Annotated in this window: 11 protein-coding genes and 1 pseudogene; 5 read left to right on the plus strand and 7 right to left on the minus strand. The window is 68.9% G+C overall.

Going from position 1 to position 11,961, the window contains the following annotated elements:
* Positions 1-204: 204 nt before the first annotated feature.
* The 6 genes from J3S89_RS15420 to J3S89_RS15445 all read right to left on the minus strand — a co-directional run bounded on the left by J3S89_RS15420 (position 205) and on the right by J3S89_RS15445 (position 5,521).
* Positions 205-1,347: an acyl-CoA dehydrogenase family protein gene (locus J3S89_RS15420; protein ID WP_217928606.1), complete on the minus strand. Its 1,143-nt coding sequence runs from the start codon at positions 1,345-1,347 to the stop codon at positions 205-207.
* A 123-nt stretch (positions 1,348-1,470) separates the two neighbouring features.
* A complete protein-coding gene (locus J3S89_RS15425; protein WP_217928607.1) occupies positions 1,471-2,610 on the minus strand; it encodes an acyl-CoA dehydrogenase family protein in 1,140 nt (379 codons plus the stop codon).
* An 11-nt stretch (positions 2,611-2,621) separates the two neighbouring features.
* The gene (locus tag J3S89_RS15430; RefSeq protein WP_217928608.1) at positions 2,622-3,446 is read right to left on the minus strand and encodes an SDR family NAD(P)-dependent oxidoreductase; all 825 of its coding nucleotides are present in this window, start codon (positions 3,444-3,446) and stop codon (positions 2,622-2,624) included.
* Positions 3,447-3,460: 14 nt separating this feature from the next.
* Positions 3,461-3,880 (minus strand): MaoC/PaaZ C-terminal domain-containing protein, encoded by a 420-nt coding sequence (locus tag J3S89_RS15435; protein ID WP_217928609.1) that lies wholly within the window; start codon positions 3,878-3,880, stop codon positions 3,461-3,463.
* Positions 3,881-3,887: 7 nt separating this feature from the next.
* Positions 3,888-4,331 (minus strand): MaoC family dehydratase N-terminal domain-containing protein, encoded by a 444-nt coding sequence (locus J3S89_RS15440; RefSeq protein WP_217928610.1) that lies wholly within the window; start codon positions 4,329-4,331, stop codon positions 3,888-3,890.
* 8 nt (positions 4,332-4,339) lie between these two features.
* Entirely contained in the window at positions 4,340-5,521 is a 1,182-nt protein-coding gene (locus tag J3S89_RS15445; protein WP_217928612.1) for a lipid-transfer protein, read from the minus strand.
* A gap of 393 nt (positions 5,522-5,914) precedes the next feature.
* Between J3S89_RS15445 and J3S89_RS15450 the strand changes: the two genes are divergently transcribed.
* Positions 5,915-6,580, plus strand: coding sequence for a TetR/AcrR family transcriptional regulator (locus J3S89_RS15450; protein WP_217928613.1), 666 nt, complete (start codon positions 5,915-5,917; stop codon positions 6,578-6,580).
* Positions 6,581-6,607: 27 nt separating this feature from the next.
* Here J3S89_RS15450 and J3S89_RS15455 read toward each other — a convergent pair whose 3' ends face one another.
* Positions 6,608-7,810 carry a 3-oxoadipyl-CoA thiolase gene (locus tag J3S89_RS15455; protein WP_217928614.1) on the minus strand — a complete coding sequence of 401 codons (1,203 nt, stop codon included), beginning with the start codon at positions 7,808-7,810 and terminating at the stop codon, positions 6,608-6,610.
* Between the two features lie 248 nt (positions 7,811-8,058).
* Here J3S89_RS15455 and aliB point away from each other — a divergent pair, with 248 nt between their 5' ends.
* From aliB to J3S89_RS23190, 4 genes and pseudogenes are all read left to right on the plus strand, one after another.
* Positions 8,059-9,240: a cyclohexanecarboxyl-CoA dehydrogenase gene (gene aliB / locus J3S89_RS15460; protein ID WP_217928615.1), complete on the plus strand. Its 1,182-nt coding sequence runs from the start codon at positions 8,059-8,061 to the stop codon at positions 9,238-9,240.
* A gap of 40 nt (positions 9,241-9,280) precedes the next feature.
* A complete protein-coding gene (locus J3S89_RS15465) occupies positions 9,281-10,909 on the plus strand; it encodes an AMP-binding protein (protein ID WP_217928616.1) in 1,629 nt (542 codons plus the stop codon).
* 51 nt (positions 10,910-10,960) lie between these two features.
* Positions 10,961-11,761 carry an enoyl-CoA hydratase-related protein gene (locus tag J3S89_RS15470; RefSeq protein ID WP_217928617.1) on the plus strand — a complete coding sequence of 267 codons (801 nt, stop codon included), beginning with the start codon at positions 10,961-10,963 and terminating at the stop codon, positions 11,759-11,761.
* A gap of 80 nt (positions 11,762-11,841) precedes the next feature.
* Positions 11,842-11,961, plus strand: a pseudogene (locus tag J3S89_RS23190) (electron transfer flavoprotein subunit beta/FixA family protein); the annotation flags it as partial.

Below are 11,961 nucleotides of genomic sequence, written 5' to 3' on the forward strand. Positions count from 1 at the left end.
ACCCTCGAAATCTCGGTCGGGACACCGTCCCATGGTTTGTCCGACAAAGTCAATCGAAACGATTGAATTCCGCTCCGAAAAGTGAAGTTCTTTTTCTTCACATGGAGTTATGGGACGTCACGCCGCTCCGATTCTTTGTCCGACAAACTCGTTTTGCAATTCCCGCCGGTCGACCGGCCGAAACGTCCGGGCCCGCGCCGCGCGTCACCCTCCCGCGCCGGCGACGGCGCGGGCGATGACCATCCGCTGGATGTCGCTGGCGCCCTCGTAGATCTGGCAGACGCGCACGTCGCGATAGATGCGCTCGACCGGATAGTCGGCGAGATAGCCGTAGCCGCCGTGGATCTGGATCGCGTCGGAACAGACGCTCTCCGCCATCTCCGAGGCGAAGAGCTTGGCCATCGAGGCTTCCGTCAGGCAGGGGAGCCCGGCCTCGCGCAAGCTCGCGGCATGATGGACCATCTGGCGCGCCACCTCGATCCGGGTCGCCATGTCGGCGAGACGGAAGGCGACCGCCTGATGTTCGGTGAGCTTCTTGCCGAAGGTCTCGCGCTCGTTGGCGTAGTCGCGCGCCGCCTCGAAGGCCGCCCGCGCCATGCCGACCGACTGCGCGGCAATGCCGATGCGTCCGCCCTCGAGATTGGAGAGGGCGATCTTGTAGCCCTCGCCCTCGGCGCCGAGCCGGAGATCGTCGGAGAGCCGCATTCCCTCGAAATGGATCTGGCAGGTGTCGGAGGCGTGTTGACCGAGCTTCCTCTCGATCGAGCCGACGGTGTAGCCGGGCGTGTCGGTCGGCACGATGAAGGCGGTGATGCCCTTCTTGCCGCGCGCGGGGTCGGTGACGGCGAAGGCGACGATCACCTGCGCGGTCGAGCCGGAGGTGATGAACTGCTTGGTGCCGTCGAGGATCCAGTCGTCGCCGACGCGGCGCGCCCGGGTCTTCAGCGCCGAGGCGTCGGAGCCGGCGCCGGGCTCGGTGAGGGCGAAGCCGCCGATCCACTCGCCGGTCGCCATCCTGGGCAGGAAACGCGCCTTCTGCGCCTCGGTGCCGAACTTCAGGATCGGCATGCAGCCGACCGAATTGTGGACGCTCATGATGGTCGAGATCGCGCCGTTGCCGGCCGCGATCTCCTCGAGCGCGATCGCATAGGCGAGCTGGCCGGCGTTCGAGCCGCCCCAGTCCTCCGGCAGCAGCATGCCGAAGAAGCCGGTCTCACCCATGGCGGCGAGCGCCTCGCGGGGATGGGCGTGGGTCCGGTCCCATTCGGCCGAGAAGGGCTTCAGCCGTTCCTCGGCGAAGGCGCGGGCCATGTCGCGGATCTGGATCTTCTCTTCGTCGAGGATCATCGAGGCTCTCCGGCGGAGACGGGGACAGAATACATACGGTCGTTCGTTTCGGGCGCCATGGCAATCGAGAAGGTGGCCCTCCCGTCCCATCCGGGAGGGTTCCTCGGTGCCGATCGCGCGCCGTCACAGGCTCCGCGCGATCAGTTCCTTCATGATCTCGTTGGTGCCGCCGTAGATCTTCTGCACGCGGCTGTCGGCGTGGAGACGGGCGATCGGATATTCCATCATGTAGCCGTAGCCGCCGAACATCTGCAGGCAGGTGTCGACGATCTCGCACTGCTTCTCGGTGGTCCACCACTTGGCCATCGACACCGTCGGCACGTCGAGCCGGCCGGCGGCGAACTTCGCCACGCAGTCCTCGACGAAGACCCGGCCGATCCGCGCCTCGGTGGCGCATTCGGCGAGCTTGAAGGCGGTGTTCTGGAAGGCGGCGATCGGCTGGCCGAAGGCGGTGCGCTCCTTGGTGTAGGCGCGGGTCAGGTCGAGCGCCCGGTCGATCGAGCCGATCGCCCCGATCGCCAGCACCAGACGCTCGTAGGGCAGCTGCTCCATCAGCTGATAGAAGCCCCGCCCCTCCTCCGCGCCGAGGAGATTGGCGACCGGCACGCGGGCCTCGTCGAAGAAGAGCTCGGCGGTGTCCTGGGCCTTCTGGCCGAGCTTCTCGAGGTTGCGGCCGCGACGGAACCCGTCGAGCCCGTCGGTCTCCACGCAGAGGAGCGACACGCCCTTGGAGCCCTCGCCGCCGGTCTTGGTCACGGTCATCAAGAAGTTGGTGTTGATGCCGTTGGAGATGAAGATCTTCGAGCCGGAGAGGCGGTAGTCGTCGCCGTCCCTCACCGCGCGGGTCTTCACCGCCTTGAGGTCGGAGCCGGTGCCGGGCTCGGTCATGGCGATGGCGCCGATGAGTTCGCCGGAGGCGAGCCTCGGGAGCCAGCGCGTCTTCTGCTCGTCGCTGCCGTAGGCGAGCAGGTAATGGGCGGCGATCAGATGGACGTGGATGCCGAAGCCGGTGATACCGAGCTTCCCGAGCACGTCGAACAACACCGCGTCGTGGTGGATCGAGCCACCGACGCCGCCGTATTCCTCCGGCAGCGACAGGCCGAGGATGCCCGCCGCGCCCGCCTTCTCCCAGAAGGCCCGGGGCACGATCCGCGCCTTCTCCCAGTCCGCCTCGTGGGGCAGATATTCGGCTTCGAAGAAGCGGGTGAGACTGTCCTCGAGGATCGACAGCTCCTCGTTCCACCAGATCGGACGATCGACCATGTTCGTTTTCCTCAGAACGAGATGCCGCCGCCGACGATCATCACCTGACCGCTGACGTAGTTGGATTCCGGAGCGCAGAAGAGATAGACGCCGTCGGCCGCCTCCTCGGGCGTGCCGGGACGCCCGAGCGGGATCATGCCGCGGATCATGTCGACGACCTTGCCGGGCATGCCGATCGCCACCTCGTTGCCCTCGACCATGATGGTCTTCTTGGCGTCGGTGGCCTCGGTGAGGCGGGTCTCGATGTAGCCGAAGGCGACGCAGTTCACGTTGACCTTGAAGCGGCCCCACTCCTTCGACAGCGCCTTGGTCAGACCGATGACGCCCGACTTGGCCGAGGAATAGTTGGCCTGTCCGACGTTGCCGCCGGTCCCGGCGACGGAGGAGATGTTGACCACCTTGCGGAACACCTCGCGCCCCTCGGCCGCCTCCTTGGCGGCGCGGATGCGGATCGGCTCGGCGGCGGCGCGCAGGATCCGGAACGGCGCCTTGAGATGGACGTCGATCATCGCGTCGAACTGCGGATCGGTCATCTTGGCGATCAGGCTGTCCCAGGTGTAGCCGGCGTTGTTGACGATGATGTCGATCTCGCCGAAGGCGTCGAGCCCGGCGCCGACGAAGCGCTCGGCGAAACCGTCCTCGGTCACCGAGCCGACCACCGCGAGGCCGTCGCCGCCCATCGCCCGGATCTCGGCGAGGACCGCCTCGGCCGGTTCGGCGTCGAGATCGTTGACGACGACCTTCGCGCCCTCGCCGGCGAGCTTCAGCGCAACGGCGCGGCCGATGCCGCGACCCGAGCCGGTGACATAGGCGACTTTGCCGGACAATCTGGTCATGGAACGATGAGCCTTCAAATCGAAGAAAGGGCGACGGTGGCACCGCCGACGAGTTTCACCTCGCCCGCCTGATCGGTGACCGACAAGTCGAAACGCGCCCGACGTTCGCCGTCGACGGTTTCGACCGCGACCACCGTGCCGCGGCAGGTGAGACGGTCGTGGACGCGGGTGACGGCGGCGAAGCGGGTGGAAAAGGCGCGCAAGGCCTCGATCGGGACATGCGCGGTGAGGAGGCGGCCGAGTTCGGCCATCACCAACATGCCGTGGGCGAAGACGTCGGGCTGGCCGGCGGCGCGCGCGAAGTCGATGTCGATGTGGATCGGGTTGTGATCGCCCGACGCCCCGGCGAAGAGCGCCAGTTGCGCGCGCGTCACGGGGGGAAGCTCGAGGGCGGGCAGTTCGTCGCCGGGCGCGAGATCGTGGAGCGGTTTCATGTCGACCTCAACCGTTGCGAATGACGAGGACGGTGGTGAGATCGGCGACGGCGGCCCCGGCCGCGTCGGTGACCTTCGTCTCGCGCACCACGAATTCGAGCGCCCCACCCTTCTTGTCGTAGATGTCGGCGACCCGGGCGGTGAAGGTGAGCGTCTCGCCGGCGTGGGCCGTGCGGTGATGGGTGAAGCTCTGTTCGCCGTGCAGCAGCCGGGCGAAGTCGATGCCGAGCCGGTGGAAGAAGGCGAAGGGCTCCGGCCCGTCGAGCTCCATCGAGAACAGGAAGGTGGGCGGCAGCGGCAGGCCCGGATGGCCCGCGGCCCGCGCCGCCGCCTCGTCGACGAAGACCGGGTTCGTCTCACCGATGGCGCGGGCGAAGAAGCGCAGCCGCCCCGCCTCCGCCGTCACCGTGAAGGGCTCCATTTCCAGCCCGATCAGCGCACGATCGATCATCGCCGGCCTCACCCCGCCCGATAGAGTGTGACGACGCAGGCGCCGCCGAGGCCGAGATTGTGCTGGAGGCCGATGCGCGCGCCCTCCACCTGGCGCGCGCCCATGGTGCCGCGCAGCTGGCCGGTCAGCTCGAAACACTGGGCGAGGCCGGTGGCGCCGAGCGGATGGCCCTTGGAGAGGAGGCCGCCGGACGGGTTGGTCACCACGCGCCCGCCGTAGGTGTTGTCGGCGTCGACGATGAACTTCTCCGCCCCGCCGGCCGGGCAGAAGCCGAGGCCCTCGTAGGTGATGAGCTCGTTGGCGGTGAAGCAGTCGTGCATCTCGGCGACGTTGACGTCCTCCGGACCGATGCCGGCTTCCGCATAGGCGGCGGCCGCCGCCGCGGCGGTCATGTCGTAGCCGACGACCTTCATCAGGTCGTGGTCGGCGAAGGTCGAGGGGAAGTCGGTCGTCATCGACTGGGCGACGATGGTGACGCGACCGTCGAGGCCGTGGCGGCGGGCGAACTCCGGCGAGCACAGGACCGCCGCCGCCGCGCCGCAGGTCGGCGGGCAGCACTGGAGACGGGTGAGGAGGCTCGTCACCTTGGGCGCCGCCATCACCTCGTCGACCGTCACCTCCTTGCGGAAGATGGCGCGCTCGTTGTGGACCGCGTGGCGCGAGGCCTTGGCGCGGATCATCGCGAAGGTCTCGGACCGGGTGCCGTATCTGCGCTGGTGCTCGATGCCGGCACCGCCGAACATCTTCGGCGCCATCGGCGCGCCCGGATCGAAGTTCGCCTCGTCGGCGGCGCGGACGAACTCGTCGAGCGGGCCGGGGCGGTCCTGCCAGTGCTCGACCAGCGCGCCGGGCTGCATCTGCTCGAAGCCGAGCGCCAGGACGCAATCGGCGCGGCCGCTCAGGATCGCGTTGCGGGCGAGCCAGAGGGCGGTCGAGCCGGTCGCGCAGTTGTTGTTGACGTTGATCACCGGGATGCCGGTCATGCCGACGCCGTAGAGCGCGCGCTGACCGCAGGTGCTGTCGCCGTAGACGTAACCGACATAGGCTTCGCGGATGCTCTCCCAGCCGAGGCCGCAGTCGGCGAGCGCCATGCGCACCGCATCCGCGCCGAGCTCGGTGTAGCTCGGCGATTCGCTCGGCTTGACGAACCGCGTCATGCCGACACCGGCGACGACCACCCCGTTGTTCATGGACGACATCCTCCTGCTGGGCGGCCCCGGCGCGCCCGAAACGAGACCGAGGGCGAGGCGAGGCCCCACCCGCGAAAGGCGACGAAACGACGGCCGGGCGAAGAGAATTCAGGCGCGATCGACACGCGTCCGCGACGAACCGCTCGGGTCCGCCACGCCGTTTCCTCTCCCCGTGCGGCTCTCGTCCGCCGGCGACCTTCCAGCCCTTCGGCCGGGGTCGCTCTACTTTGTCGGACAATGTATCCCACCAGTGGGCTACATTGTCAATCGCGTCGAAACGGATAAAATCGCGGCGGTCGGACGCGCGTCGGGAGGCACGCGTCCGCCGCCCCTCGGGCCGCCACGACGGCCGCGCGAGGTGGCGTAGGCACGAAGGTGAGGCGGCGAACGGGCATGACGGAGCGCGACCATCGCGAAGGCGAGACGATCGAGGCCGTGGAGGGCGAGGCGCATGTCGGCGCGCGCGAGGAGATGCGCCGCGCCAAGCGACTGGCGGTGCTCGAGACGGGCGCGCGCATGTTCAATCGCCGCGGCTACGACCGCACGCGGCTCGAGGACATCGCGGCGGAACTGTCGGTGTCGAAGCGGACGCTCTACTACTATGTCGCCAGCAAGGACGACATTCTCTTCCAGTGCAACGTGATGGCCTACGAGTCGCTGGAGCCGGCGCTCACCGTCTGCGCCGACCGCGCGATCCCGCCACTCGAACGGATCCGAACCCTGCTGCGCGCCTACGCGCGCCTTCTCGCCGACGATTTCGGCGCCTGTCTGGTGCTCACGCGCGAGAACCTGCTGTCGCCGGAGGGCGCCGCCATCCTGCGCGACAGCCGCCGCCGCCTCGACATCACCCTGCGTGGTCTGATCGAGGAGGGGCACGCGGACGGGTCGATCGCGCCGTGCGATCCCAAGCTCGCCGCCGCCGCCGTCTACGGCGCCTTCAACTGGCTGCCGCATTGGCGTTCGCCGGCGAAGACGCCGGGCTACGGCGAGATCGGAGAGGCCTTCCTCGACCTGCTCTTCGACGGCCTCGTCGCCAAGGGACGCGACGCCCCGGCCTGAGGCCGCCGCCGCGCCCGGGCTCGGGGCTCAGGCCCTCTCGATCACCATGGCGATGCCCTGGCCGACGCCGATGCACATGGTGACGAGGGCGTAGCGGCCGGAGCGGCGCTCCAGTTCGCGCAACGCCGTCGTCACGATCCGCGCGCCGGAGGCCCCGAGCGGATGGCCGATGGCGATGGCGCCGCCGTTCGGGTTGAGGCGATCGTCGCCGGCGGTGAGATCGAGGCCGCGCAGGCAGCCGAGAACCTGCGTGGCGAAGGCCTCGTTGATCTCGATCACGTCCATGTCGGCGAGGCGCAGACCGGCGCGCTCCAGCGCCTTCCTCGAGGCGGGAACCGGGCCGAGGCCCATCACGCGCGGCGCCACGCCGGCCACGGCGGAGGCGAGGATGCGGCCGCGCGGCACGAGACCGTGACGATCGGCGATCACCTGCGACCCGAGGAGGAGGACGGCGGCGCCGTCGTTGACGCCGGAGGCGTTGCCGGCGGTCACGACGCCGCCCTCGAAGAGCGGGCGCAGCTTCTCCAGACTGGCGAGAGTGGTCAGGGGACGCGGATGCTCGTCGGCGGCGACGACCAGCGGCGGCCGGCCGCGCCCCTGGGCGACCTCGACCGGCAGGATCTCGCCGTCGAAGAAGCCGGCGGCGCGCGCCGCCTCGTATTTCTCCTGCGAGCGCAGCGCATAGGCATCGGACTCGGCCCGGCCGATGCCGAGATCACGGGCGATGTTGTCGGCGGTCTCGGGCATCGAGTCCGTGCCGAAGACGGCGTCGAGACGCGGATTGGAGAAGCGCGCGCCGATGGTGGAATCGTGGACCCGCACCTCACGGCCCCAGGCCGTACCCTGCTTCGCCATGACGAAGGGCGCCCGCGTCATCGATTCCACGCCGCCGGCGAGGAAGAGATCGCCCTCCCCGCACCGGATCGCCCGCGCCGCGTCGGCGATCGCCGACATCGCCGAGCCGCACAGACGATTGAGCGTCACCCCGCCGACCGTCTCGGGCAGGCCCGCGAGGAGCGCGGCGTGGCGGGCGACGTCGCGGGCGTCCTCGCCGGCCTGGTTGGTGCAGCCGGCGACCACGTCCTCGATCGCGGCGCCGGGGATCCCGGCGCGCCGCACCACCTCCTTCAAGAGCCCGGCGAGAAGGTCGTCCGGGCGCACCGAGGCGAGCGCCCCGGCGTGGCGGCCGAAGGGCGTGCGCAGACCGTCGTAGATCGTCGCGTGCTGCATCATCGTCTCCCGAATGTGCGCGCCGGCTCTCCGGCGCCGTCGCGAGACCATGGTCCGACGAAAAAAATATATCAATACCTTGACATGAAATTCGGTGGTCCGTATGGTCACCGGCAAATGCAGCAATGCATTTATATATAAACGAAGGGTGGAACGATCGAGCGAGGATGCGACCGGATCCGGCGCGAGTGCGCCCGGCCGTGCCGGCCATCCCTTCGTCGCGACGCCGACACCGAGACGGGACGCCCATGACCGATCAGGCCGCTTCGACCGCATCCACGCCGCAATTCTCTCTCACCGCCGACCAACTCGCCTTCCGCGAGACCGCCGCGCGGTTCGCCGCCGAGGTTCTCGCCCCGACCTACAAGGCGCGCGAGAAGGCGGCGACCGTTCCGATCGCGCTGCGCCGGCAGATGGGCGAGATCGGCCTCATCGGCGTCGAGTTTCCGGAGAGCTGCGGGGGTCTCGGCGTCGACCACGTCACCGCCGGCGTCGTGCTCGAGGCGATCGCCGAGGGGGACTTCAACGTCGGTTACGTCCAGCTCCTGTCGTCGCTCTGCGGCGCCATCCTCTCGCGCCACGCCGCGCCGGAGATCGCCGCCGATCTCCTGCCGAAGGTCGTCGGCGGCGAGGTTCTCCTCTGCATCGCGCTGACCGAACCGCAGGGCGGCTCGGACGCCGCCTCGCTCCGCCTCAAGGCGGTGCGCGACGGCGACGACTGGGTGCTGACGGGCGAGAAGACCTCGATCTCGATGGCCGATCAGGCCGATTGGGCGGTCGTCTTCGCCCGCACCGGCACGGTGGAATCGCGCGCCCACGGCATCTCCGCCTTCCTCGTCGACATGCGGTCGCCGGGGATCTCCACCACGCGTTTCGACGATCTCGGCCAGCTCGCGATCGGACGCGGCTCGATCTTCTTCGACGGCGTGCGGGTGCCGGCCACCCACATGTTGGGCAAGGAAGGCTCCGGCTTCGTCCAGGTCATGCAGGGGTTCGACTTCTCCCGCGCGCTGATCGGCCTGCAGTGCCTGTCGGTGGCGCGCGTCTCGCTCGCCGAGACCTGGGCCTACGTCCAGGAGCGCAAGGCCTTCGGCAAGCCGCTCAGCGACAATCAGGGCGTCACCTTCCCGCTCGCCGAGGCCGAAACCCTGGTCGAGGCGGCGCGGCTCCTCTGCTTCAAGACGCTCGCCGCCAAGGACGCGGGCCTGCCTCACACCAAGGAGGCGGCGATGTGCAAGTGGTGGCCGCCGAAGCTCGCCTACGAGGTGGTCAACACCTGCCTGCTCCTGCACGGCCATGCCGGCTACGACGTCGGCCTGCCGTTCGAGCAGCGAATGCGCGACGTGCTCGGTCTGCAGATCGGTGACGGCACCGCGCAGATCATGAAACTCATCATCGCCCGCGAAGCGCTGCGTGCCGCCGCGGCCTGAAGAACGAGGCGCCACGAGAGCGCCGGAGGGAGGAGAGACGATGTCGAACGATCTCGGAGTGAAGGCGCGGCGCGATGCGATGATCGCCGCCGGATCGTGGCGGGACGAGACCCTGCTCGACCACTTCCGCCGCAACGTCGCCCGGCTCGGCGACAAGGTCGCGGTGATCGCGACCCGTGCCGAGCAGGGCGACGAGACCCGCCTGACCTATGCCGAACTCGATCGCCTGTCGGACCGGGTCGCCGTCGGCCTCGCCCGGCGCGGCGTCGGCGAGGGGGACGTCGTCTCCTTCCAGCTGCCCAACTGGTGGCAGTTCACGGTGTTGCATCTCGCCGCCCTCAAGGTCGGCGCGGTGTCGAACCCGCTGATGATCATCTTCCGCGAGCGCGAGCTGACCTTCATGCTCGGTCTCGCCGAGAGCAAGATGCTGGTCGTTCCCGCGAGCTTCCGCAACGTCGACCATCGCGCCATCGCCAAGGCGGTGCAGGCCGGCGTCCCGACGCTCGCCCATGTGATGGTGGTCGACGGCGAGGGCGAGGAAGCCTTCGACCGGCTGATCGCCGAGGACGCCACCGACGCCGAGCTCGCGGCGCTTCGCGCCCGCCGGCTCTCGCCCGACGCGGTGATCGAGCTCCTCTACACATCCGGCACCACCGGCGAGCCGAAGGGGGTGAGCCACACCTCCAACACCATGCTCGCCAATCTCGTGCCCTTCGCCGAGCGCCTGCATCTCGGCGAGAGCGACGTCATCCACATGCCCTCGCCGATGGCGCATCAGCTCGGCTTCATGTACGGCCTGGTGCTGCCGGCGATGCTCGGCGCGACCGCCATCCTCCAGGACATCTTCGTCGCCGCGACCATGGCGAAGCAGATCGCGCAGGAGGCGGCGTCCTTCACCATGGGCGCCACGCCCTTCCTCAACGACCTCTCCGATCACTGCATCGCCACCGGCTCGACGACACCGACGCTGCGCATCTTCGTCTCGGCCGGCGCGCCGATCCCGCGACCGCTGGTCACCAAGGCGCGGCGCGCCCTCGGCGCGGCGGTCATCTCCGCCTGGGGCATGTCGGAGAACGGCGCCGTCACCACCACCCGGCTCGAGGATCCCGAGGAGAAGGTGACCGGCACCGACGGCTGCCCCCTGCCGGGCATGGAGGTGCGCGTCGTCGATCCCGCCGGCCACGGCGTCGGGGTCGGCGAGGAGGGCCAGCTCCAGGTGCGCGGCTGCTCCAACTTCATCGGCTACATGAAGCGCCCGGGCCTCGCCCAGGTCGACGCCGACGGCTGGTTCGACACCGGCGACATCGCCCGCATGGACGCCGACGGCTACATCCGCATCGCCGGCCGCTCCAAGGACATCATCATCCGGGGCGGCGAGAACATTCCGGTCGTCGAGGTCGAGGACATGCTGTTCAAGCACCCCTCGGTCGCCACCGTCGCCATCGTCGGCTACCCCGACGCCCGCCTCGGCGAACGCGCCTGCGCCTACGTCATCCCGCGCCCCGGCGCGACGCTCTCCTTCGAGGAGATGGTCGCCTACCTGAAGGAGCAGAAGATGGCGGTCCAGTACATCCCCGAGCGGCTCGAGATCGTCGAGGACGTGCCGCGCACCCCCTCGGGCAAGATCCAGAAGTTCAAGCTGCGCGACATGGCCAAGGGCTCGGCCTGAGGCGTCCCGTCTACACGAAGCCGGCCGACAGCCGGAACCAGGAGTTCTTCCATGGACTATCAGGACATTCTCTACGAGGTTCGTCCCGAGGGCGTCGCCCGCATCACCATCGACCGGCCCGACAAGTACAACGCCTTCCGCGCCGAGACGGTCGAGGAGCTGATCCACGCCTTCCAGACGGCGGGTTGGGATCGCTCGATCTCGGTGATCGTGCTGACCGGCGCCGGCGACAAGGCCTTCTGCACCGGCGGCGACCAGTCCTCGGCCTCGCACGACGGCCAGTACAGCGGCCGCGGCACCATCGGCCTGCCGATCGACGAGTTGCAGAGCCTCATCCGCGACGTGCCGAAGCCGGTGATCGCCCGCATCAACGGGTTCGCCATCGGCGGTGGCAACGTGCTCGCCACGATCTGCGATCTGTCGATCGCCTCCGACAAGGCCCAGCTCGGTCAGGTCGGTCCCAAGGTCGGCTCGGTCGATCCGGGCTTCGGAACCGCCTATCTCGCCCGCTGCGTCGGCGAGAAGAAGGCCCGCGAGATCTGGTATCTGAACAAGCGCTACACCGCCGCCGAAGCCCTGGCGATGGGCCTCGTCAACGCGGTCGTGCCGCACGACGAGCTCGACGCCGAGGTCGATCGCTGGTGCGCGGAACTGGTGGAGCGTTCGCCGACCGCGATCGCGCTCGCCAAGCGCTCGTTCAACGCCGACACCGAGAGCATTCGCGGCATCTCCTCGCTCGGCATGGCGGCGCTCAGCCTCTACTACGACACGCCCGAATCCAAGGAGGGCGGCGTCGCCTTCCGCGAGAAGCGCAAGCCGGATTTCCGTCGCCACTACGTGAAGAAGGGCTGAGCCCTTCCCACCAGCGGGGCTCGACACCTCCTCCCGTCGAGCCCCGCGCCTCGTTCCCTTGCGAAGATGCGAGTGCCCCCATGAAAATCCTCGTGCCCGTGAAGCGGGTGGTCGACTACAACGTGAAGATCCGGGTGAAGCCGGATGGCTCGGGGGTCGACCTCGCCAACGTGAAGATGTCGATGAACCCGTTCGACGAG

This window comes from Pinisolibacter aquiterrae (assembly GCF_019160155.1).
Lineage (GTDB): Bacteria > Pseudomonadota > Alphaproteobacteria > Rhizobiales > Ancalomicrobiaceae > Pinisolibacter > Pinisolibacter aquiterrae.

Coding starts and splice junctions, on each gene's coding strand:
- J3S89_RS15420 (WP_217928606.1), bottom strand. CDS start 1,347: ATGATCCTCGACGAAGAGAAGATCCAGATCCGCGACATGGCCCGCGCC.
- J3S89_RS15425 (WP_217928607.1), bottom strand. CDS start 2,610: ATGGTCGATCGTCCGATCTGGTGGAACGAGGAGCTGTCGATCCTCGAG.
- J3S89_RS15430 (WP_217928608.1), bottom strand. CDS start 3,446: ATGACCAGATTGTCCGGCAAAGTCGCCTATGTCACCGGCTCGGGTCGC.
- J3S89_RS15435 (WP_217928609.1), bottom strand. CDS start 3,880: ATGAAACCGCTCCACGATCTCGCGCCCGGCGACGAACTGCCCGCCCTC.
- J3S89_RS15440 (WP_217928610.1), bottom strand. CDS start 4,331: ATGATCGATCGTGCGCTGATCGGGCTGGAAATGGAGCCCTTCACGGTG.
- J3S89_RS15445 (WP_217928612.1), bottom strand. CDS start 5,521: ATGAACAACGGGGTGGTCGTCGCCGGTGTCGGCATGACGCGGTTCGTC.
- J3S89_RS15450 (WP_217928613.1), top strand. CDS start 5,915: ATGACGGAGCGCGACCATCGCGAAGGCGAGACGATCGAGGCCGTGGAG.
- J3S89_RS15455 (WP_217928614.1), bottom strand. CDS start 7,810: ATGCAGCACGCGACGATCTACGACGGTCTGCGCACGCCCTTCGGCCGC.
- aliB (WP_217928615.1), top strand. CDS start 8,059: ATGACCGATCAGGCCGCTTCGACCGCATCCACGCCGCAATTCTCTCTC.
- J3S89_RS15465 (WP_217928616.1), top strand. CDS start 9,281: ATGTCGAACGATCTCGGAGTGAAGGCGCGGCGCGATGCGATGATCGCC.
- J3S89_RS15470 (WP_217928617.1), top strand. CDS start 10,961: ATGGACTATCAGGACATTCTCTACGAGGTTCGTCCCGAGGGCGTCGCC.